Annotated in this window: 22 protein-coding genes, 1 other RNA gene and 1 riboswitch; of the genes, 10 read left to right on the forward strand and 13 right to left on the reverse strand. The window is 46.5% G+C overall.

Annotation, left to right across the window (positions count from 1 at the left end):
* Positions 1 to 9 precede the first annotated feature (9 nt).
* Complete coding sequence (locus EDC63_RS11945) at positions 10 to 1,266, reverse strand: O-antigen ligase family protein (RefSeq protein ID WP_124945461.1); 1,257 nt, start codon at positions 1,264 to 1,266, stop codon at positions 10 to 12.
* 107 nt (positions 1,267 to 1,373) lie between these two features.
* Between EDC63_RS11945 and EDC63_RS11950 the strand changes: the two genes are divergently transcribed.
* Positions 1,374 to 2,291 carry an FkbM family methyltransferase gene (locus tag EDC63_RS11950; RefSeq protein WP_124945462.1) on the forward strand — a complete coding sequence of 306 codons (918 nt, stop codon included), beginning with the start codon at positions 1,374 to 1,376 and terminating at the stop codon, positions 2,289 to 2,291.
* A complete protein-coding gene (locus EDC63_RS11955) occupies positions 2,272 to 3,288 on the forward strand; it encodes a glycosyltransferase family 9 protein (RefSeq protein ID WP_124945463.1) in 1,017 nt (338 codons plus the stop codon). The genes EDC63_RS11950 and EDC63_RS11955 overlap by 20 nt, the downstream gene beginning before the upstream one ends.
* Here the strand turns inward: EDC63_RS11955 and EDC63_RS11960 are convergent.
* From EDC63_RS11960 to EDC63_RS12005, 10 genes are all read right to left on the reverse strand, one after another.
* Positions 3,277 to 3,894, reverse strand: coding sequence for a DUF4254 domain-containing protein (locus EDC63_RS11960; protein ID WP_124945464.1), 618 nt, complete (start codon positions 3,892 to 3,894; stop codon positions 3,277 to 3,279). The two genes, EDC63_RS11955 and EDC63_RS11960, sit on opposite strands and share 12 nt — an antisense overlap.
* 26 nt (positions 3,895 to 3,920) lie before the next feature.
* A complete protein-coding gene (locus EDC63_RS11965) occupies positions 3,921 to 5,033 on the reverse strand; it encodes a glycosyltransferase family 9 protein (protein ID WP_124945465.1) in 1,113 nt (370 codons plus the stop codon).
* A complete protein-coding gene (locus tag EDC63_RS11970) occupies positions 5,026 to 6,144 on the reverse strand; it encodes a glycosyltransferase family 4 protein (RefSeq protein ID WP_124945466.1) in 1,119 nt (372 codons plus the stop codon). Before EDC63_RS11970 ends, EDC63_RS11965 begins: the two co-directional genes overlap by 8 nt.
* Positions 6,144 to 7,895, reverse strand: a complete 1,752-nt coding sequence (gene msbA, locus EDC63_RS11975; RefSeq protein ID WP_223248183.1) for a lipid A export permease/ATP-binding protein MsbA — start codon at positions 7,893 to 7,895, stop codon at positions 6,144 to 6,146. The genes EDC63_RS11970 and msbA overlap by 1 nt, the downstream gene beginning before the upstream one ends.
* 124 nt (positions 7,896 to 8,019) lie before the next feature.
* On the reverse strand, positions 8,020 to 9,153 hold the full coding sequence (locus EDC63_RS11980) for a glycosyltransferase family 4 protein (protein ID WP_124945468.1): 1,134 nt from the start codon (positions 9,151 to 9,153) through the stop codon (positions 8,020 to 8,022).
* The gene (gene rfaQ / locus EDC63_RS11985) at positions 9,150 to 10,232 is read right to left on the reverse strand and encodes a putative lipopolysaccharide heptosyltransferase III (protein ID WP_124945469.1); all 1,083 of its coding nucleotides are present in this window, start codon (positions 10,230 to 10,232) and stop codon (positions 9,150 to 9,152) included. The genes EDC63_RS11980 and rfaQ overlap by 4 nt, the downstream gene beginning before the upstream one ends.
* 69 nt (positions 10,233 to 10,301) lie before the next feature.
* On the reverse strand, positions 10,302 to 11,183 hold the full coding sequence (locus EDC63_RS11990; protein WP_124945470.1) for a cobalamin-binding protein: 882 nt from the start codon (positions 11,181 to 11,183) through the stop codon (positions 10,302 to 10,304).
* A gap of 9 nt (positions 11,184 to 11,192) precedes the next feature.
* Positions 11,193 to 13,010 (reverse strand): TonB-dependent receptor domain-containing protein, encoded by a 1,818-nt coding sequence (locus tag EDC63_RS11995; RefSeq protein ID WP_165922993.1) that lies wholly within the window; start codon positions 13,008 to 13,010, stop codon positions 11,193 to 11,195.
* A 115-nt stretch (positions 13,011 to 13,125) separates the two neighbouring features.
* Positions 13,126 to 13,340: riboswitch (cobalamin riboswitch) on the reverse strand.
* A gap of 20 nt (positions 13,341 to 13,360) precedes the next feature.
* Entirely contained in the window at positions 13,361 to 13,906 is a 546-nt protein-coding gene (locus EDC63_RS12000; protein WP_124945472.1) for a hypothetical protein, read from the reverse strand.
* A gap of 2 nt (positions 13,907 to 13,908) precedes the next feature.
* Positions 13,909 to 14,238: a hypothetical protein gene (locus EDC63_RS12005; protein WP_223248184.1), complete on the reverse strand. Its 330-nt coding sequence runs from the start codon at positions 14,236 to 14,238 to the stop codon at positions 13,909 to 13,911.
* A gap of 100 nt (positions 14,239 to 14,338) precedes the next feature.
* Here EDC63_RS12005 and EDC63_RS12010 point away from each other — a divergent pair, with 100 nt between their 5' ends.
* The 4 genes from EDC63_RS12010 to EDC63_RS12025 all read left to right on the forward strand — a co-directional run bounded on the left by EDC63_RS12010 (position 14,339) and on the right by EDC63_RS12025 (position 15,742).
* Positions 14,339 to 14,539, forward strand: coding sequence for a hypothetical protein (locus EDC63_RS12010; RefSeq protein WP_124945473.1), 201 nt, complete (start codon positions 14,339 to 14,341; stop codon positions 14,537 to 14,539).
* Complete coding sequence (locus EDC63_RS12015) at positions 14,536 to 14,847, forward strand: cell division protein ZapA (RefSeq protein WP_124945474.1); 312 nt, start codon at positions 14,536 to 14,538, stop codon at positions 14,845 to 14,847. Before EDC63_RS12010 ends, EDC63_RS12015 begins: the two co-directional genes overlap by 4 nt.
* Before the next feature lie 56 nt (positions 14,848 to 14,903).
* A non-coding RNA gene (ssrS, locus tag EDC63_RS12020) (6S RNA) lies at positions 14,904 to 15,083 on the forward strand.
* Positions 15,084 to 15,139: 56 nt separating this feature from the next.
* Positions 15,140 to 15,742, forward strand: coding sequence for a 5-formyltetrahydrofolate cyclo-ligase (locus EDC63_RS12025; protein WP_124945475.1), 603 nt, complete (start codon positions 15,140 to 15,142; stop codon positions 15,740 to 15,742).
* On the opposite strand, the gene EDC63_RS12030 is transcribed toward EDC63_RS12025, so the two are convergent.
* Complete coding sequence (locus EDC63_RS12030) at positions 15,714 to 16,028, reverse strand: hypothetical protein (RefSeq protein ID WP_124945476.1); 315 nt, start codon at positions 16,026 to 16,028, stop codon at positions 15,714 to 15,716. The two genes, EDC63_RS12025 and EDC63_RS12030, sit on opposite strands and share 29 nt — an antisense overlap.
* A gap of 64 nt (positions 16,029 to 16,092) precedes the next feature.
* Here EDC63_RS12030 and EDC63_RS12035 point away from each other — a divergent pair, with 64 nt between their 5' ends.
* The 4 genes from EDC63_RS12035 to EDC63_RS12050 are packed head-to-tail and all read left to right on the forward strand — an operon-like array spanning position 16,093 to position 18,372.
* On the forward strand, positions 16,093 to 16,548 hold the full coding sequence (locus tag EDC63_RS12035) for an EVE domain-containing protein (RefSeq protein ID WP_124945477.1): 456 nt from the start codon (positions 16,093 to 16,095) through the stop codon (positions 16,546 to 16,548).
* Positions 16,521 to 17,225: a glutathione S-transferase family protein gene (locus tag EDC63_RS12040; protein WP_124945478.1), complete on the forward strand. Its 705-nt coding sequence runs from the start codon at positions 16,521 to 16,523 to the stop codon at positions 17,223 to 17,225. Before EDC63_RS12035 ends, EDC63_RS12040 begins: the two co-directional genes overlap by 28 nt.
* A gap of 9 nt (positions 17,226 to 17,234) precedes the next feature.
* Positions 17,235 to 17,570: a hypothetical protein gene (locus EDC63_RS12045; RefSeq protein WP_124945479.1), complete on the forward strand. Its 336-nt coding sequence runs from the start codon at positions 17,235 to 17,237 to the stop codon at positions 17,568 to 17,570.
* A 4-nt stretch (positions 17,571 to 17,574) separates the two neighbouring features.
* Positions 17,575 to 18,372, forward strand: a complete 798-nt coding sequence (locus EDC63_RS12050) for a sulfite exporter TauE/SafE family protein (protein WP_124945480.1) — start codon at positions 17,575 to 17,577, stop codon at positions 18,370 to 18,372.
* 71 nt (positions 18,373 to 18,443) lie between these two features.
* Here EDC63_RS12050 and EDC63_RS12055 read toward each other — a convergent pair whose 3' ends face one another.
* Positions 18,444 to 20,459, reverse strand: a complete 2,016-nt coding sequence (locus EDC63_RS12055; RefSeq protein WP_124945481.1) for a diguanylate cyclase — start codon at positions 20,457 to 20,459, stop codon at positions 18,444 to 18,446.
* Between the last annotated feature and the right edge of the window lie 93 nt (positions 20,460 to 20,552).

Below are 20,552 nucleotides of genomic sequence, written 5' to 3' on the forward strand. Positions count from 1 at the left end.
CAGATACTCTTATTTCGCTGTTGTAGTAGTGGATACGTTTTGTTTTTTGAGATGCAAATAGGCAAGCCACATACCAAGCAATGTGGCACTTAAAATACCATGTTCGTGATGCAGTGTGGTATTGACAAAACCTACACCAACGTTGACAAGCCACGCTGATAAACTGGACCCCCAAAGCGCCCATTCAATATCCTCATCCTGTATTTTCGGGCGAAAGCGTATTAAAGTATAGAGCCACGACAACAGAATGGTGACTAAGACTGACAAACCAATGGCACCCCGTTCAGCCAAGGCAGTGAAAAAGAGACTATGGCCATGCGCGCTGCCTAAATAATAAGAAGGGTCAAAAGGTTTGCCCGATGCTTCAACCCAGGTTTGAACCTTTTCCATGCTAATTTGGTTGTAGTTGTGCATACCCACGCCAAATAATGGAAACTCTTTCCAGGCAACGATGGCGCTATGCCAAATCTGATCACGGCCCGTGAGTAGCCGGTTTTCTTTGGCAACAGCTTCTTGTTTCTTTACCACATCAATTTTGGCAAAGTAAGCACCTGCAACAACGCACATGATACCGACAAGAAGCAAGATACCGGATTTGCCTGAACGCTTTACCCAGGCAATTCCGAGGATGATTGCAAACACGATTGCCATTGCGACCGCTGCACGACTAGCGCTAATCAATACGGCCACTGCAAACAGCACTATGCAGAGTGTGCCTAATAGCCGCCCTATGATACCCAGTTTTTTCCAGAGGGCTAATGTATACGATAAAGCAACACCAAAGCTGATCGCCATATAAATTGCGCTGTGGTTAACATGTCCAACCGAGTTCAGTTCCAACAGTTGTCTAGTGTGCGATACATAGAGTGCCCAGAAGGCATAGGTTAGTGCTATCAGTGTGGATGTAATTACAGTGAATCCTAACCACATCAGCTCATTACGTTGATAACCGCTGCGCTTGATGAGCCATAAGATGGAGCCGTAACGAAGAATGTCATTCGCACCGCCCCATTCACTACTGTGCATACCGGCAAAGGCAGAAATAACATACCCGGAAACAATCCAGGTGAAAATAAGACTATCCCAGATGTCCCACTGACCGCCAAAATTTTTGTCTTTGAAGCGATTGAACAACCAAGTAATGCAATATGCAAGCCAAAATATATTTTTAGGTGCCTCAAGGAGCGGAACTGCGATAATTAAACCGATAAGCAATACGACTTCAATTAAATATTTTGAGGTGAGTTTTGTGACTATGCTGGTCATAGAAAGTTAAGGGCTAATAAGTGAAAAACTGTACAATTATACAGGTTTTCAGTGAGACGAGCGTTTCCGCTACAGATAATGCAGGGAAGAAAGGCGTTTAATAATTTATGAGTATTCGTGACAAAATCAGGGCGTTGCGCCTTTATTATAAATCAGTTCGAGCTATCAGCCAGGTGCTATCCCCTAATTGGCACATTTTGACTTTCCCCTTTTTTGGTAAAGGTGAGTTTGTTAGTCATAGCGAGGGTAAGGTTTTTTCGGTACCTAAAAAATATTGGCAAATGTTGCCATCAGCAGCAAGAATGATCGAAGTTGGTGCTTACCCATATTGGAAGGATGATGTATTGCATGTGGCTTTCCAAGGTTCTGAATTTACTGCACCACCTATGGATAAATCTCTTGGAGGTACGCTTAAGGAAATCTTTCTTGATAATGTCTATAAGCTTGATGAGATGGATTTGAATGGTAAGGTCGTACTCGATGTGGGTGCTTATGTGGGAGATTCGGCTATTGCATTCGCAAAGCAAGGCGCAATGGTCCATGCATTTGAGCCGTTGCCTATTCTTCAAACGTACTTGAAGGAAAATATTCGACTTAATAACTTGGGAAATCAGATTGAGATTCACCCCGTTGGTTTATCGGATAAAAATGAAGTCATTACCATCAACGCTACTACTTGTGGATTTGCGGGTGCCACAGTACTTGATAGTACTGAAAAAAGCGCAAAAGGAGAAAGAGTCTTACAGAACCTGCAATTGGTTAATGCAGTTGAATATCTCCACAAAAGCGGAATTGGAAAAGTATATTTCCTGAAACTGGATTGTGAAGGTTGTGAGTACGCGTTATTCCAGAATGTGCCATTTTGGGAAATGATAAAGCCGGAAATCATTATGATGGAATTTCATCGTGGTGGTGCCGTGTTGGCTTCCAAGCTTGAAGAATGGGGCTACCAAGTGGACCCGTATGAAAAAGGCCAAGTAGGGTATATCTACGCAAGATTCCAACATGAAAATTCTGATTCTTAAGCGCGATAAAATAGGGGATTTGTTACTGACAACACCCATGTTAAGTCATTTGCGCCAATCTTTGCCGAACGCTGAGATTCATTTGCTCGCGAACAACTACAATGCTTGGGTCGTAGCAGAAAATACCGATATTGATCAGTTGTGGATATATCGCAGAGCTAAATCAGGACGAAAAATTGATTTTGGAGCGGTCATTCACCAGATATGGCAACAGCTTCAATTGCGATTTCAACGTTTTGATGTGGCAATTGTAGCTGGAGGGGAATTTTCCCCTCGTGCGGTTAAACGTGCGTTGAGCATTCACGCCAAGCGTACGATAACCTATTGTGATGAGAGCGCTGTTTGCGCTCGTGTATCTGACCCTTTACCTGCGCCTGCAGGCGAGCATGAATCTGATCGCATGTTGAATTTGCTGTTGCCACTTCAAATCAGGTTGCATGAGCAGGTGATAAACCCGACATTTAACCTTCCGGCTCAGTGGCAGTTATTTGCCGAAAATTGGTTGTTTGGGCGACATATATCCCCCAGAAAATATATTGTGATCGGGTTGGGTGCTCGTCGGGCAAAAAAACAACCCACTTCGGAACAGGTTTTTCACTGGGCAGCATATTTTAAAGAGCACTTTCAGTTGGATACATTATTCATGTGGACGCCTGGTAAGAGTGATAACCCGTTGTACCCGGGGGATGATGAGGTGGCTCAGCCGGTGCTTGATGCAGCAGTACCTTATATTTATCCATTCCGGGGCGCTTTGATGCCAGCATTGGGATTGATCTGGAACGCGCGTACCTCTATTTTCCCCGATAGCGGGCTGATGCATTTTGCAGCGGCGAGCCCGGGCGGTGTACTTGGATTATTTGCCGAAACGGATGTGTCTCCATCCCCGGTCCAATGGGGGCCGCGTGGCGCTAAAGTCGCATTTCTGGAAGCAACTAAAAGTGTAGCAGAAATAGGTGATCAGATGATTTATGACAAGCTCGAATCGTTACTTGCCTGAGTTATTTTTTTCCTGGTACATGCTGGGATTGAGATTCGGATCGTTGTACATTTTGAACTGCCTGTAAATTTTAAAATACGCTTGCCCTTGAGATGCAGATTCGAGCAGTGTATCCAGACATGACTGCAAATCGGTTCGTTGTTCAAGCAGTTTTGCGAGTTTCGCAGAGCAAGTTTCAATGTGATTAATATCTACATCCGTACGCTGGGTTTGGAATCTCATGTGGTGAATTTTTAAACTTAGTATTGAAAGCCGATCCATCATAGCGCCAGCTGTTTCACTGTTTAATTTCGCATTGTTCTGAAGAGTGACGTTCGAGAGAGTATGCAGCAGGGCTTCATCCATACCTTCAATGGCATCATTGCGTTTCTGGTTATAACCATCAATTGCACGCTTATTAGCGGCTATCTCGCTGTCAGGGACATTCTTGCGTCTTGCGAGATCTTCTTCATTCCACAACAGGCAATTAAAGCGGTGATTCAGTTCGATAGCTTGCCATACCCCGGAATCAAATTTTGCTGGGGACTGCTTAGGCCATTCTGGATTGGCGAGGCAAGTGTCGTGAAATGCGCCGAGATCAATTGCGGAAACGTTCATATCATTCATTTTTTACTCTATATTCTGTTTTATCTTTATTGGGTTGAGCCAAGAATCTCTGTTATTAGATTCGTGACATCAGGTAACGTAATAGCATGCATGCATTGAGGGGTATTGCATTCCTTCGTGCTCCTGCCACATCGCCTGACCCATGAAATTTCTCGTCTGAAAAGTTTTTGTTGGTTGCGGCAGGGAAAATCTTCGATAGTTACCGCATGGTAAGGACTATTCGACCAAAATTCGCCTTTTCCACAAATGACGTCTGAGCCAGGGCCAAAGAGGGTGATAGTGGGTGCATTAACGAGCCTGCCCAGATGCGCGATGCCAGTATCAGGGCACACTAGCAATGCAGCATTTTTAATCAGATGCCACATTTGCGGAAGCGTAAGCTGACCAGCACAGGAAGGAAATTTTTGTTCAGGGTCAATGGTGGCAATGTATTTTTCCTCTCCTTTGCCACCGCTCCAGATTACTTGGTAGCCTCGGTTGGACAAATATTCTGCCAGAGCTAACCACTTGGTATTATCCCAATGCTTGAGGGGGCTGCTAGCACCTACATGCAACACACAATAAGGCCTATTGGGTAACTGGAATGGAGTGTATGCAGGCGATGGCCAATCAGCTGGGCGATATGCTTCCGGTGGTTTCCCTGGCATTAAGGCAGCTACCATGTCTCCCCATGTGGCGGGTAAGTCTGGATAAGGAATCAGGGTATCAACTGCCCAGTTCTTATAGGCAGGATGGTCAGCAGCGTGCGCAATCACCCATTTTGCACCAAGGGCGCGTGCAAGCCAACTGTGGCGATTGTCCCCGGGCACTATCGCCAGGTCAAATCCCCGTAAGGCGAATAATATCTGAAAGGTGGCAGGATCACGGGGATCAAACGGTATGGCTTTAACGCCATAGGGTTGTTTCTCGTACAGAGGAGCAATGGCTTTTGGTGTGGCCATAATGATTTCTGCTGCAGGATATTGCTCACGAAGTTTGGCCAGTAACGGTGTGAGCATAAGGGTGTCGCCCAGCAATAAGTGGTGGGCTATTAATATCCGTTTGGGTTCGGTAGGCGATTTGCGCCTGCCAAGCGTTGCAAAACTATTCCATAACGCGAGGGTAATGATTTTAACGCGGGAGGAAAAACGGCTAGCCATGGGTAGCAGCGTTGTTAAAAATCACTTCCATTTTGTCCAGCATAGCTTCGAGACCAAATTTTTCTTGTGCCCTTGCTCTGGCTGCGCTGCCTAGTACCTTACAAAGCTCAGGGTCAAGTAAAAGTCTGTTTATCGCTTCCTGCAATTGCTGTGCGTTTTTTGGTTCAACTATTAAACCCGTTTGTTCAGGCAGGATCGCCTCCAGAATACTGCCAATAGGGGTGCTGATAATAGGCAGGCCACACAACATGGCTTGTAAAATGGCTTGTGGTACGCCCTCGTTGGCGTAAGAAGGCAGTACAAAGATATCCAGTGCTTGCAACCACGGCAGGACATCTAGCTGGTTACCGGGCATAGTGACACGATCATTCAGTTTGAGTTCAGTAATTCGTGTTTGTAACGCGGCATGTTGTGGGCCATCCCCTACAATCACCAGCCTGGTATTTTGGTCGGCAAGGTGGGCGAAGGCATCCAGCAAATATTGATGGCCTTTCCAACTGCGTAAGGTTGCGATAATGCCGATAATTTTTGCGTCCTGCGGCAAATTCAGTGTTTCCCTTGCGGTTGTTTTGTCGCCTGGAACAAAATGTTCCGTATCAATACCCGTAGGGACAGATGTGATTTGCGACGGGGAATAGCCGTTTTGTTTGATCAGTTGCTCGCGCAATAGCTCCCCTGTCGTAGCAATATGTTGTGTAGCGCTTTTGTATAGCCAGCGCGTAGAAGCGTTATCGGGAATGGGGGCTGATATATGGCGTGTTCGTACAATGGCTGCCGGGTGCGAAAGACCAACTGAAGCAAGGGCCACTAACCAGCTGTCTGTAGAACTGTGGGTGTTGATGACGTCGGCTTTGTTGGCTTTGAGCCAACGGCGCATGGCCAGCAAACCACTGAAATTTTTCCGGCCTATGGGTAAAGCAACCACAGGGATATTACGGGTTTTTGCTTCGGTAAAAATCTTTGCTTCGGGCGGGCACAGTAAAGTTACTTGATGACCACGCCTGATCATGCCGGCAGCTTCCGTCAGAATACGAATTTCCTGTCCACCCCAGCCGAGAGAGGCTTCGGTATGAACAATATGTATCGGAGTTTTGTTTGGAGTGCCAGTCATTATTGTGCCGTTTGAGTGTTTTCATGGACAAACTGAATGCGATGCAAGTTGGCGTATACGCCATTTTGTTCTATCAGTTTGCGGTGATTGCCGATCTCTACAATGCGTCCTTTTTGCATGACAACGATGCGGTCGGCGTTCTCTATAGTGGAGAGGCGGTGGGCAATCACAATGGTAGTACGGTTTTGCATCAGGTTTTCCAGAGCGGCCTGCACATGGCGTTCGGATTGGGTATCCAGCGCTGATGTGGCTTCATCCAGAATCAGGATGGGTGCATTTTTGAGGATAGCCCGTGCTATGGCAATGCGCTGACGCTGACCGCCAGAAAGTTTAACGCCATTTTCACCCACCAATGTTTGCAAACCCTGAGGCATTTCGTGGATAAATTCCATGGCGTGTGCAGCTTCTGCAGCAGCGGTAATGGCTTCGATCGTTGCCTGTTGCTGACCATAGGCGATATTGGCAGCGACCGTGTCATTAAATAGCACGACATCCTGGCTGACAAATGCAATATGACTGCGCAAGCTGGTTAGCTTGATGGTTGTGGTGTCGTACCCATCCAGTAAAATTTGGCCACTTGTCGGATGATAAAAGCGGGGGATCAAATTCACCAAAGAGGTTTTGCCGCTTCCAGACTGACCAACCAAGGCAACGGTCTCACCAGGTGCGATTTTAAGGGAGAAGTCTTTGAGTGCTAAATTATGAGATCCTGCTTCGTATTCCAGATTGATATTCTGAAATTCCAGTGCACCTTGTGTATGGGGGATTTCAATTGTTCCGCTATCCGGTTCGGGCTCTTTGTCCAATAATGCAAATACAATTTCAGCGGCGGCTAACCCTCTTTGCAGGGCCTCACTTACGCCGGTTAATCGTTTTACCGGTGCCAGCAGCATGAGCATGGCAGTGATGAAAGAGACAAACCCGCCCACAGTGGTTTGATTGCCGCTTGACTGAAGCGTGGCAAAGTAGATGATCAATGCCAAAGCAATGGCCGCAACAAGCTGTACAAGCGGCACGTTGGCACTGGCAGCTACAGTCTGTTTCATGCTGAAACGGCGTGCCCGGTTGGTCGCTTCTGAAAAACGCTTGATTTCATAGTCCTGACCTCCAAAAACCTTGACAACTTTATGCGCACCCAGCGTTTCATCCAGGACATGGGTGATATCACCTAATGCGCTTTGGCTGCTGCGACTCATTTCTCGCAAGCGTTTGCTGAATAATCTGACGATCAACGCAGTGATAGGCGCGATAGCGAAAGCGATTAAAGTGAGTTTCCAGTTCAGGTAAAGCATCCATCCCAATAAACCAAGGACTGTAAAAAAATCCCTGACTAAAACAGTAATGACATTTGTGCCTGCGGAGGTCACCTGGCTCACGTTAAATGCCACATTGGCAATCACTTCACCGGATGAGGCATTGTCGTAATAAGGGGTGGGTAGTGTAATCAGTTTCTGAAACATCAGGTTGCGAAGGTCTGTGACCAACTTGGTGGAGACCCAGTTCACAGTATAGTTACTGGTAAAGGTGAAAATGCCGCGTAGCAGAAACAACCCGATTAGCAGCAGGGGAATCAGTTTGATGAGGGTTTGGTCGCGATTAACAAAACTGCCATCCAGCAAGGGCTTGAGTAATGCTGGTAAAGCCGGTTCAGTCGCGGCGACAGCGATTGTGCTTACGACTGATACGGCAAAAACCCGCCAGTAGGGAAGAATGTATCGTAGCAAGCGCAGATACAAGTCTTTGCTGCTCATTTCCGAATTTGCCATGTAGTGCTTACTTAATATCCAATAACTGATTGGTTTGGAAGCTGAAAAATGTTTGATTATACCTGAGTTGCCATGGATGCTGAAACGGCTTCGTAACAGGCGAGCGAGCTCAGGAGGGCAGTAACGTTTTATACAGTTCCAGTAACTGGATTCCCATGGTATCCAGATTTCTGGTGGCCATGGTTTCTCTGGCCGCAGTACCAGTTGATATCTGCATTTCGGGTGACATAAGCTGATGCATATGGCGGACCAATTGCGGCAGGTCAAGCGCATCGCACACAAAGCCGTTTTTGCCCTGAATGATCAATTCTGCAGCACCGCTTTTAAGGCTGGTGATTACTGGTAAGCCGGATGCCATTGCTTCCAGAGCGACATTGGGGAATGGGTCGTAGAGTGTAGGGAGGACAAAAACATCAGCCGCGCCGTAATAGGGTTTGGTGTCTTGCTGGCCACCAGCAAAATGAATACGGCTGGATAAGCCCATAGTGTGCGACTGCGTCTTGAGAGAGGCGAGTTTTTTATCTTTGCCTACAATGAGCAAGTGGGCGTTTTCAGGCAATTGTTTCATGGCCTGTAGCAAAACCGGCAGCCCTTTTCTTTCAAATCCGGAACCAACGAACAGAAACAGCGGCGCATCTTGGGGAATCTGGTATTGGTTGCGGATGGATTCCCGGTGTGCCAATTTAAGACGAGGGTGGTAGGCCTCAGTATCCACGCCACTATAGATAACATGTAATTTGGCTTCATCAAGACCAAAATAGCGCTGGATTTCTGCTTTCACCATGCTCGAATTGCAGATGACGGCCTTGAGTTGCGGGCTATGGAACATTTTTTTTTCAGCAGCCATCACATAGTGGTGATAGGGGTTCAAATTAATACCGAGTTTGCCGAATAGGCCCATGGTGCGTTTACGTTGTGATAGCCATTCTCGGTGTACTCCATCCCCTGCACGGAAAACATCACAGCAAGAGAGGCGTTCGTGAGATTGGATCAGATCAAAGGTTTGGTGCTTGAGAGTGCGGCAAACGCACCGTGCAAACCCCCAGTCCCGCCATAAATTGCCGAAATATAAAGGGTCGCAGATTAAGTGCTCGCGCTCTACATTGGCATCCCAGCTACGGGTGATCAAGGTTAATTGAGCACCTTGACCTTGCAAAGCTTGTACAGCCCGTTCTACAAAGCGTTCTGCGCCGCCAAAAGCCGTGTACCGTTGACGAATAAGCGCAATTTTAATTGGTTTCATCCTATTTTCAACATTTCCTGGACGGCGCTTAAAACCCGTTCAACAGGTATCGATGTCAGGCATTCACTTACTTTGCTTCCTCCACACCCGTCATTCCCACAGGGGCGGCAGGTGTGGTTTGAGGTGATGATGCGATGAGGTGCCATCCAGGGCCCCCATTCTTTTTCACCGCTAGGGCCAAATAAGGCCACCAAGGGCGTTTGCATGGCGGCAGCAATATGCATAGGGGCTGAATCCACCCCAATGAAACATTTTGCGGCGCCAGTTAAAGCGGCAAGTTGCTTTAAAGAAAGTTGGCCGGACAAATCAACAACAGGTTGCTTCAAGGGATTTAAAATTGCTCGCAGCATATCGCGTTCTCTGGTGTCCGGAGCCGCAGTAACAACAATAGCGTGTCCTTGTATCTGCAATGCCTCAATCAACTGAGACATTTTTTCAACCGGCCAGCACTTAAACAACCAGCGTGAAGTCGGGTGAAGGTGGATGAATTCACCGGCTTTCAGGCTATGCTGGGCAAGCAGATTTGCCATTGACGCGGAAGCTTCATTTCCGGGTGCGAGCACTAACTTACGCTCATCTTCTTCAGGAAAAAGGCCAATACGTCGCAGTGCATCCAGATTAAGTTCGACAGTATGCCGTGGTGTGTTTCTGGGGAACGAATAAAGATGGGAAAAGCTGTCACCCCAGGAACGTCCCTTTTCCGGTAGTTTACGTGCCACACCATAACGTGCACCACATAGCCGTTTGATCCAGGCACCACGTGGGTGTTCTGTGAGATGAATGACGAGATCGTAGTTTCTGTTCCGCAAAGTGGAAAACAGCTTCCATTCTGCAGCGGCCTGTGTGAGCAGGCCCATTTTTTTCCATTTTCGGTCGACGCAGAGTACTTGGCTGATCGCAGGATGAAAAGTTAGCATTTCTGCTGTATCTTGATAAACCAGTGCATCAATTTCCAGATGGGGTGCATGATTTTTTAAGACACTAAAAACCGGTGAAGAAAGCAAGACGTCGCCATGATGACGAAGTTTGATCACCAAAACACGGCGCAGGGAATTTAAGTCGATTGCATCATTAACCATGACGCGGACGATAGCAAAATTAGGCGAAAAAAGAAATGATTACTGCAAGAAATCAGGTGTAGATAGTGGTTATTTTTGTTGCTCTCTTGCCTGTTCAATCATGGTGCACATTTGCTCAATGCCTTTCAGAATGCGTGGGCTGGGGCGATTGATATAGTCAGCAGGAATAAAAAATAAAGTTTTGTGCTGCGTGGCTTGCAGTTTGGGCCAGCGCTGCCATTCATTGAGCCAGTCCGGCCGGGATTCTCCAATTCCACTGGTAATAATGGCTTCTGGGTTTGCTATTAAGACGGCTTCCGTGCTGACATTGGGAGTCAGTGTAGGCAACTTGCCAAATATATTGCGGCCGCCACATAAACTGATGGCATCGCTGATAAAGTGCTGGTCGTTAATGGTAATCAGTGGATGGTCCCAGATTTGGTAAAACACGCTGACGGGTTTTCTGTTCGAGAAATTATTGCGCAACTTATTTAATTGATTGCGGAATGCAGTTGCGGCAGTCCGCGAGAAAGATTCTGTGCCAGCTAATCGGCCAAAATGTTCGATCGTAGACGGAATATCGGAAATTTTTTGAGGTTCGCTGTAAAAAATAGGGATATGTAATTGCCGCAATTTTTCCAGTTGCGCATCGGGATTGCCGCTTTTCCAGGCAATAATCAGATCAGGATGGAGTGCGGCAATTGTTTCCAGGTCCAATGAGTTGGAAGTGCCGATTTTGGGTAGTCTTAGAGCGGCAGCTGGATAATCACTGTAATTTGCTACCCCCACCACACGCTCCCCGGCACCGGCTGCAAATAACAATTCGGTAGCGTGGGGGGCGAGGCTGATGATGCGGGTTGCTAGGCTAGCAAGTCTTACTTCGTTGGAAGTGTCGTCATGCACAATGATATCTGCAATAGCTGTACTCGTGACGAGAAGCAGACATATTGCTGATATCAGCTTAACTAGCATTTATTAATTTCAACGTGGTTGATATTGCAAGCCAACAAATAAGTTGATACCCGGTGTGTTATATCCTTTCACCAGTTCATACCCTTTGTTAAACACGTTGTTGATACGGGCATTGAAGGTTAATTCTTTGCTCGCTTTATAGCTTGTTGTTAAATTGATTAATCCATAACCACCCATCCGGCTACTGGAGGATTCAGTTCGTGAGTCGAAACGTGCATCACTTCCTGTTAATTCGCTCCCAATAGTCCAAGCACCAAATCCTTTGCTGAGGGTTATTGAACCGAATTGGGTGGCTCTATTTTGAAGTCTTTTGCCTGTTATTTCATCAATTGGTTTTTGCAACGTCAAATTTGCATGAAGAAGTACTCCTGCCAACTTCGTCTCAAACATGGCTTCCATCCCTGTAATACGCGCTTTGCTGATGTTGATAGGATAACCAAGCGTACTATCATACTGGATCAAGTCGTCAATTTTGTTTTCAAAATAGGTGGCGTCAAAGCGATTGTGTCCATTCGCATAGTGCATGCCTGCTTCTGTACCTAGAGAGCGTTCTGGCTGAAGGTTCGGGTTGCTGAAGCCAGGGTAATAAAGGTCTTGGAAATTAGGTGCTTTGAACGCGGTTCCAGCTCCAGCAGTCATGCGCCAATTTGGGTTGAAACGATATCCATAGCCCAGGTTCCCCGTATCATGCACGCCGAATTGGCTATTGTTGTCCCGGCGAGCACTAGCCTGGATGCTATGGTCCCCCAAGTCGTTTTGGTAGACTGCAAAGGCAGAGCGCACGTTGCGATCTGTTTTATTATATGTAGTAGTACTGTCAACGTGTTGTTTGAGGTATTCCAGTCCGACTGAAACCTTTCCGATATCCAATGATAAATCATTTTGCCAGGTAATTTGATCTTGATCGCTTCGGGTATGTGAAGGGTAGGCTGTATTTACGAAGGTGTAATCATCTTGTCCTCGGTTTAGTTTCAGTAAACTCTGCCATATCGAGGTAAACTGATTCTGGCTGTAAACAGAATAGGTGCGAAGCTTTTGGATTTTTGTATCGTCCAATTTTGAATTGTAACCATCAAAATGTGCTGTGCCATCAACTAAAAAGATGTTGGCACCGATTTCGTGATCAGCATTTAAAGTATGTGCAATCTTTGCTGAAAGATTGGTGTTGCGATATGGGTCACGGTCAGGATTGTAATAATTGCCGGCACCTGCATTTGTCGTCGAAAAAGTGTTGTTATAAAGATAACCTGTTTGCAGGTAGAAATTTGTGTTGCCAAAAGTGCTTCCAAAACCTGCATTCAGGTTTTGAGTCTGGTTAGAGCCAACGCCAGCGCTAATTGAAACACCTGGAGCATTTTTACCATTTTTGGTGAAAATCTGGATCACCCCGCCGATGGCATCAGAGCCATATAAGCTACTGGCAGGAGCGCGTACAATTTCAATTCGTTCAATCTGACTCAGCGGGATATGTTCCAATGCGGTTGTTCCAGCAGTCACATTATCGAGACGAACGCCGTCTACTAGGATCAGGGTGTGAGTGCTATTTGCGCCTCGCATGAAAATGGCGCTTTGCTGGCCAAGCCCGCCGGTAGTTTTGATCTCCACATTACCTTTGATCTGTAATAGCTCTGGCAAGGATTGTTGTCCTGCTTTAGTAATATCATCCGAGGTGATTACTGTAGTGCTTTGGAGCGAGGTGCTGAGTTTTTGAGGTATGCGGCTGGCCGTGACAATAATGTCCCCGCCTTGAAAAGTGGTGATGTCATCTGCAAAAGCGGTTCCAGTGAGAGCCAAGCTTATTAGAGTAAGTTTAAAAGGGTATTTCATGTTCATTTCCTTGTAACAGCAAGCGACCCCGCGAGCTGTGGGTTTGGGCAAGGAAATGCAGGGAAGGCGATGGCTAGAGCAAAACAGTCTCCTGGCCTGCTGCCTCCCGCAGCATTTCCACATATGTCTCCAGGCCGGTATCCGGGCTCGCAAGTTTTGACACATCGCCTTCCCAAGCTGATTGCTCAGTGGCTTTTTTGATGTGTCCGCACTTGCTGACCGTTGCGGGGGCAGCACAGGCTTTATTCGCCAATTGGCAAATGCACCTGTTTCCCGTTTAACCCAACTTGCCAGATCGGCAAGTCGAGCACCTGAAGGGGGCGTATTCTACTGGAATTGCTTGAAGCTGACTACTTTGCAGGAGAATCGGCTGTAGCCACGCGCACATAAAATCCGCAACGCTGGCCGGGAGTGGGGTTCTCCGGTACGCTATCAAAAGGGTAAATGCCTTTGCCCAGGCCATGGCTATCCTGTTCCACCAATTGGCGAATTGCGTCAATGGGGGTGGGGCTTTCAGAAAAAAGGCGGATGCCGATAGCGCCTTCTTTCTGGCGGGCTGAGTCGATATACATGCGGCGCGTAATTTCGTTAGTCAGTACATTCAGCAGTTGTACCAGCTTTTCCAGATCGGCAACGATTTTACCCTGTTGAATCAACTTTCTAGCGAGATCGCGCGCGCCTGTCTGTATGAAAAACGGGTCGCTTAATGCCTCAAATAGCGTATTGAGTGCTTCGGCATCCTGAGGTAAATGAGGGCTGCCTGCCAAATGCAGCGCGATTAATTCCCGGGTAACGGGAACCTGGTCTGGGCGAGCTTCCGGTGGGACGCCTGCATTGACAACGGGACCTTTGGGCGCCCAGCGCTGTTTTATATAATCAAGTAAGAACATGGCCATAATTAAAAGTTTTCGATTCTTGCAACATAACGGAATACGATGAGCCGGTAGAGATTTTCACCTACCTGAATATGTGAAGACTCTTTGCGATCAAGATTGATCGTTTCACCGCCATTTGCGGACAGAGATTTAAATCCAAACGCGTCATTTTCTATTAGCGCATCCAGAATTTCCTGTAATTCGTTTTGAGGAAGACTATCTCCCGTGTTGTTGATTAGCGAGCATGGCTTCCCTTTTTTTGTGGCGCCTTGTAGATGAATTGCATTCGCTCGCAGCGGATTATTTTCATCAAAATCTGCGTTTGGATCAACAAATTCCGAAATGTTGCTCATGATTAAGTGCCTAAATAATATGTCAAAATGGTAGTAAAATACTTTTAAAAGATTCTGTTACCAGTTGACTTAACAAGATTTTTCCAATTATAGTGTGCGAATGGAATCTGAACTCATAGCGCTTGAAGAGAAAATAAACCAATTTGTCCAATTGTGCCAGCGTTTGCGCACAGAAAATGTGCAACTGCGACAGCAATTGGTGACGGTGGTTAATGAAAACAGGCAGTTATCCGAAAAAGTGAACGGGGCTAAGATTCGCCTTGAAACATTATTGAATCAAATTCCTGAAGGTAACGAATGAGCGCCGAATTTAAGGGTCTGGATGTGACGATCATGGGTCGCGAGTTTCGTGTGGCCTGTCCAGAAAATGAACAACATTCACTGCTGGCTTCTGTCGATTACCTGGACAAAAAAATGCGAGAAATTCGTGATACCGGTAAGGTGATCGGTATTGAACGTATTGCCATTATGGCAGCGCTGAATATTACGAATGATCTCCTGTCTTCACGGGTTCCCAGTGATTTTGACGTAGGGGATTTTAAGCGTAGAATAGATGCATTGCAGGCGCAGATTGATCAAGCAATGTCTGAGCAGGACGAGTTGTTTTAATTATCTGCAAAAGTAAGTGCTAATAAGCGGCTTACATCTCTCAAGATTTTTCGAGTTGTCCCCTGCGGTGTTTGTTAAAGGCTTCAATTCTTTGAACCAATATGCATAGCATAAGGTTACGACCAATTGTAGTGCGGTGTGATCGTCCTATGCGGACGAACCTGAAGCACTCGGGAAGTGACCATCTTGAACCCTAGGTTCAAGAATGAATCCTTGACGGCATTTGCGGGGGCCTTATCCCTTTTTTATTCTTGCGTGGCAAGATCTTCTTTTTTAGCTCTTGGATTTACCAGTGAATAAGCGCCAGTTACGCAGCCACTTACGCAAAACCAGAAATGCGGTGCCAGCGCTTGAACGCAGAGTTGCCGGCCAAAGTATGCTGCGTGTGGCAAAGCAGGAAAAGCTGCTGATTCACCGCCGAAATATCGGGTTTTATCTCCCGTTTGAGGGTGAAATCGATTTATTGCCTCTACTGAACTATGCCTTGTTGCTCGGTAAAGTAGGTTACTTGCCGATTGTCCCGAAAAAATTCCAGAAATTACTCAAATTTAGCCGTTTGACCAACCGGAAAACCTGGTACCTCAACCGATTTGGCATTCATGAACACTGGTCGCCCAGACAAATCCGAGCGCGCCAGCTGGATTTACTGTTTGTGCCTTTGGTCGGGTTTGATGATCATGGTTATCGGCTCGGTATGGGTGGCGGGTTTTATGATTCCAGTCTGGCGTACCTGCGGCGTCGAAAAGTGTGGCGCAAACCCATACTGGTAGGAGTGGGCTATGAATGCCAGAAAGTACCTAATGTTCCGCGGGACCCTTGGGATATGCCGCTGGATGCAGTAATCACCGAAAAGCAGCTGTACCGTTTCAGTCGGCAACATCTTCCCGGCGCGTAAGTAGAGGCAATTCGTGTCGTTTTACGTTAACGGCGATAAAGTCGGCTCTGCCCATGGCAGGCTGGTTGCTACCCGAGCGGGGGCGCTGATTCAGCATATCGAAGCACTCAGATGGTTCGCCAAGCGCTGTAGCAAACAGCACTTCCAGCTCCCAGGGGTCTATTTTCAATTTTCCAAAAGGGTTGGAATCGCTTTCCGGATACCAGAAAAGTGCCGGACTCCAGTTGCGCGCAAGTATACCGGGTCGTTTAAACCATTCCTTCAGTTTTTCGTTTAGGTTTTGCATTTTGTGGTCTCGCGGTAGAATAGTTGACTGCAGTAGTGGGGAATTGTACCAAACAGGAGCGATAATGCGTTATTGGTTAATGAAGTCGGAACCTTCGGATGTGAGTGTGGATGATTTGGCGGCGATGCCAAATCAGTCAGTTGCCTGGTATGGCATACGAAATTATCAGGCACGTAATTTCATGCGTGACCAGATGAAAGTGGGGGATAAAGTCTTTTTTTATCATTCCAGCTGTGATGAGCCGGGAATTGCTGGTTTAGCCGTTGTAGGCAAGCTTGCTTATCCGGATGAAACCCAGTTTGACGTAAACAATAAATATTTTGATCCCAAAGCAACACCGGAAAACCCGCGTTGGATGAATGTTGATGTGCAGCTGGTGAAGAAAACCCGGCTGGTGAGCATTAAAGAGTTACGTAGCTACCCGGAGCTGGAGCATATGCGTATTCTGCAAAAAGGGAACCGCTTGTCCATTACCCCCGTGGACCCTAAAGAATGGGATTTCATCACGAGCATTCTGTGATTCGGCTTTATCATTTCTGGTCGTCAATGCCATCGCAGCGCATTCGTCTGGCATTGGCCTTTAAAGCAGTGGCCCATGAATGTGTGGCTTTGGCACAGGACGATGATGCTACTTTTTTTGAGCTAGGCATCGCCCGCGCACCTTTGGTATTGCAATTGGAAGATGGGTCACTGCAAACAGATTCTTTGGCTATTCTGAAAAATCTGGATGGCTGGATTGGCGGAGAACCGTTGTTTGAAGGAATACTTGATGAAACGGCATGGCAAGCATTATTAAACTGGCGTATGTCGGTTGATAATGTGCTGCAGCGACTGTATGCGCCGGTTCTGCCTGCTTTTCAGGATATCAGTGCCAGTGAATTGACGTTAACAGCATACAAAGAGGCCGTGCAGCAACGTTTTGGAATGAGTGTGGAGGCCATGTCGAATGACCGATATGATGGTTTTCAGCAGTTGTCCGGATTATCCCGCTTGCCGGAATTGGCAAAACATCTGGGGAAAAACAAGTTTTATACGGGTGGCCGGCTTTCTGCGGCAGATTTGGTTATTGCCTGTGATTTATTTCCACTGCAATTGCTGGATGGAGTGACGGTACCAATGGATTTGATGTACTACATTCAACGCGTTGAACAAACCTGTGGCGCAAGCTTGCGCGACGGATTAATCTTACAGCATTAAGGAGAAAAAATGACTTTCGCAGAATTATTAGGCTATTTGGGGTCAAACTGTAAAAATGACATCATGGATGGTGACCCTGCAGAAACCTTATCCAAAGCCCAAAATAAAACCCATAAAAATGAGTTGGCGGGACAAGTGATTGCAGACATGTTTGCAAAAAGTGGTCTGGCAGATATCAATGGGGAAATTACCCGAGCTGTAGCGATTACTTCGATTGGTCCCATTCGCCTGTTTTTTATGAAAGATGATGCGCCGGTAGAGGGCTTTCGTCTGGTGGAAGATATTGTGCACAAGATCGATGGCGCTTTTAATGCAGAAGCCCTGCGCATGAAAGCACAAGGCTAACGCATTGGAATTTTTTTGGGTGCTATATCTGTTGCTGGGACTCTTTGCAGGATTTTTGGCAGGCTTGCTGGGAGTGGGTGGCGGACTGATTATTGTACCTGTGCTGGTATTTATTTTTACAGCGCAGCATTTTCCTGAAGCTTCAATGCTACACCTGGCGTTGGGTACTTCTCTTGGCAGCATCATGTTCACTTCTGTGGCCAGTTTACGTGCCCACCATGCCCATGCTGCAGTCAATTGGCAAGTTGTGCGAACCATTACGCCCGGGATTGTGACCGGCACTTTGTTAGGGAGTGTGTTAGCGGCACACCTCTCTACCCATTTTCTGAAAGTGTTTTTTGTGATTTTTCTGTTTTATGTGGGCACGCAGATGCTGCTCAATATCAAGCCAAAACCAACGCATCAATTGCCGGGTTTGGGAGGGATGTTTGCAGCTGGTAATGTAATTGGCGGTGTTTCCAGTCTGGTAGGAATCGGTGGTGGGACATTGTCGGTGCCCTTCATGACATGGTGCAACGTGAAAATGCATCAGGCTATAGGGACCTCTGCTGCCATTGGTTTTCCCATAGCGGTTGCGGGGGCCGTAGGGTATGTCGCGAATGGTCTGGCAGTAAAAGATTTGCCGCAATACAGTCTGGGGTTTGTGTATTTGCCCGCACTGGCAGGCGTCGTGCTAGCCAGTATGATGACAGCACCTTGGGGTGCCAGATTGGCGCATAAGTTACCGGTTACAAAACTGAAAAAGATTTTTGCTGTTTTGTTGTATACGCTTGGCGTGAAAATGGCGTGGAGCTTATTCTAACAGTATAAATAATGCTGCCTTATTTGTTACCTGATAAGTTTTAACTTATTGTGGATGTTCTCATGGGCAGCCTACTCAACTTCTACGCGATTACGACCCATCTGCTTTGCTCTGTACAAACTATGATCAGCACGTTTAACAAGCGTAGACTGATCGTCATTTTCACGATATTCGGTTACACCAAAACTGCAAGTTACCTTACTCACATCCGTGAATTCGTAAGTTTCAATGGTCATACGTAATTTTTCAGCAAATCTACGGCCGCATTGGAGGTCGCAGTTTGGCGCTAAAATGGTAAACTCTTCTCCTCCCCAACGTGCCAGGACGTCTGCCTCTCTAAGGGTATTTGATATGAGTGCTGAAAGCTGGATTAATACCTGATCCCCGATGGGATGGCCAAATTGATCATTAATCTGTTTAAAGTGGTCGATGTCGAAAATAATGAGTGATAGCGGTGTAGCGTAGCGCTTTGCCCGGGCAAGCTCGGCATACAAGACTTCATTGAAGCGTCGTCTGTTAAAGAGACCTGTCAAGGGGTCTGTTGTGGCCAATTGTTTAAGCTGTTCTTCAGCTAACTTTCTAGCGGTTATATCTCGGACGATAGCGACTGCATGCCAATTATTTTTCAGGTTTACGCTGGATACGGAAATTTCAATGGGAAATTCTGAACAATCCCGTCTAAGCGCATGCAATTCGGTTGTAGCACCACTTAAAGCTTGAGCCTCATTTTTGGGCATAGTGGTAAAAGCAGCCTTATATGCATCAAGGTATTTGGGCGGGGTAATCAAATTATATAAATTGCTGCCCGTTGCTTCTTCAGGTGTGTAGCCAAACATGATTACGGCGGCTGGATTCCAGAAAGTAATGTTTTGCTGATTGTCGATCATGATGACCGCATCCTGCGCTGCATTGGTAATGCTCTGCAATACTTCATCTCGTTCCTCCAGTTCAAGGGTTCGAGCATGGACCATATTTTCAAGATCATTTTTACTGCGTAAAAGTACCTGTTGCGCCTCTTTAATGCTTGAAATGTCGGTGCGAACTGAAATGTATTGGTACGGGAGACCAGAGTTATCCAACATAGGCAAAATGGTGGTTGCCACCCAGTAAAGCCCCCCGTGTTTTTTTCGGTTGCAGATTTCCCCTTGCCAAATTTTGCCTGTGGAAATAGTTTGCCAGAGTTCTTCAAAAATTGCGTCGGGCTGCATTCCAGATTTTAGGAGGCGATGGTTATTGCCAATCAGTTCCTGCTTTGAGTATTGGCTGATCTGGCAAAACAGATCGTTTACAAATGTAATGTTACCGTTTACGTCTGCAATACTGACGATGTTGTGGTGATCCACTGCCTGTTGCATAAACTCGAGGTGCTTATTGGTTTCATTCAGCTCTTGCGCCGTATCGGAGAGGTTGGATATCAGCATGTGTACGCGGCTATTGACGAAATAGGCGATAAATCCTACGAATAGGGCAGCCAGAATACCACCTGTGATCATAAAAATACGGGTCTTTCCCTGTTGTTTTTGGAGCAATAGCGTATTCTTGTGTGATTTCTTGATCTCAAAATCAAGCAGATTATTGATGGAATCCAGAATTTTGTTTTGTGCCGGAATGGCCTGCATGCTTAATAAGTTTTGAGCAGCCTGAATCTGGCCATCCGTGACCATTTCTATGGCTTGTTTCTGGATTTTTTGTGTGGCTAGAGCATATTCCCATTGCTGGTTGAGTAAAGCCTTCTCAGATTCATTGAACTGCAGCTCTTTTAATTTACGATGAGCTTCCCCGAACTGTGCCCCCAAATTTCTATAATTGAGAATTTGTTCGTCGCGTTCAAATGCATCTTGAGTGGAGGCAATACGGTACAACAATAGGGATCGGTCGCGGGAAGCCTGTTGCATGCGAAAAAGCATTTCAATGGCAACTTGCTCATTGTTTACAATTTCTGCCAGGGATTCATGAACCTTAGTTAGTCTGTTGAGACCAAAAATAACGATGAACGCTATAATCAGCAACACCAGCGAAAAACCAGCCCGGAGTACCTGTCTTGATCTGACTTCAGCCAAATTTGCAGCAAACTGGGAGAGTTTCATCTAGGCAGTTTTTTATCCTGTATAAAACAGTTGGTTGTAATCAAGTATCAGGTGATTAAAGTATAACTGGTTGTCTCCCTATTCGTCACGCCC

It is taken from the genome of Sulfurirhabdus autotrophica, assembly GCF_004346685.1.
Lineage (GTDB): Bacteria > Pseudomonadota > Gammaproteobacteria > Burkholderiales > SMCO01 > Sulfurirhabdus > Sulfurirhabdus autotrophica.

Coding starts and splice junctions, on each gene's coding strand:
- EDC63_RS11990 (WP_124945470.1), bottom strand. CDS start 11,183: ATGCTAGTTAAGCTGATATCAGCAATATGTCTGCTTCTCGTCACGAGT.
- EDC63_RS11980 (WP_124945468.1), bottom strand. CDS start 9,153: ATGAAACCAATTAAAATTGCGCTTATTCGTCAACGGTACACGGCTTTT.
- EDC63_RS12000 (WP_124945472.1), bottom strand. CDS start 13,906: ATGGCCATGTTCTTACTTGATTATATAAAACAGCGCTGGGCGCCCAAA.
- EDC63_RS12005 (WP_223248184.1), bottom strand. CDS start 14,238: ATGAGCAACATTTCGGAATTTGTTGATCCAAACGCAGATTTTGATGAA.
- EDC63_RS12035 (WP_124945477.1), top strand. CDS start 16,093: ATGCGTTATTGGTTAATGAAGTCGGAACCTTCGGATGTGAGTGTGGAT.
- EDC63_RS12030 (WP_124945476.1), bottom strand. CDS start 16,028: ATGCAAAACCTAAACGAAAAACTGAAGGAATGGTTTAAACGACCCGGT.
- EDC63_RS12055 (WP_124945481.1), bottom strand. CDS start 20,459: ATGAAACTCTCCCAGTTTGCTGCAAATTTGGCTGAAGTCAGATCAAGA.
- EDC63_RS12045 (WP_124945479.1), top strand. CDS start 17,235: ATGACTTTCGCAGAATTATTAGGCTATTTGGGGTCAAACTGTAAAAAT.
- EDC63_RS12010 (WP_124945473.1), top strand. CDS start 14,339: ATGGAATCTGAACTCATAGCGCTTGAAGAGAAAATAAACCAATTTGTC.
- EDC63_RS11965 (WP_124945465.1), bottom strand. CDS start 5,033: ATGGCTAGCCGTTTTTCCTCCCGCGTTAAAATCATTACCCTCGCGTTA.
- EDC63_RS11950 (WP_124945462.1), top strand. CDS start 1,374: ATGAGTATTCGTGACAAAATCAGGGCGTTGCGCCTTTATTATAAATCA.
- EDC63_RS12015 (WP_124945474.1), top strand. CDS start 14,536: ATGAGCGCCGAATTTAAGGGTCTGGATGTGACGATCATGGGTCGCGAG.
- EDC63_RS11960 (WP_124945464.1), bottom strand. CDS start 3,894: ATGAATGATATGAACGTTTCCGCAATTGATCTCGGCGCATTTCACGAC.
- EDC63_RS11970 (WP_124945466.1), bottom strand. CDS start 6,144: ATGACTGGCACTCCAAACAAAACTCCGATACATATTGTTCATACCGAA.
- EDC63_RS11945 (WP_124945461.1), bottom strand. CDS start 1,266: ATGACCAGCATAGTCACAAAACTCACCTCAAAATATTTAATTGAAGTC.
- msbA (WP_223248183.1), bottom strand. CDS start 7,895: ATGAGCAGCAAAGACTTGTATCTGCGCTTGCTACGATACATTCTTCCC.
- EDC63_RS11995 (WP_165922993.1), bottom strand. CDS start 13,010: ATGAAATACCCTTTTAAACTTACTCTAATAAGCTTGGCTCTCACTGGA.
- EDC63_RS11955 (WP_124945463.1), top strand. CDS start 2,272: ATGAAAATTCTGATTCTTAAGCGCGATAAAATAGGGGATTTGTTACTG.
- rfaQ (WP_124945469.1), bottom strand. CDS start 10,232: ATGGTTAATGATGCAATCGACTTAAATTCCCTGCGCCGTGTTTTGGTG.
- EDC63_RS12040 (WP_124945478.1), top strand. CDS start 16,521: ATGGGATTTCATCACGAGCATTCTGTGATTCGGCTTTATCATTTCTGG.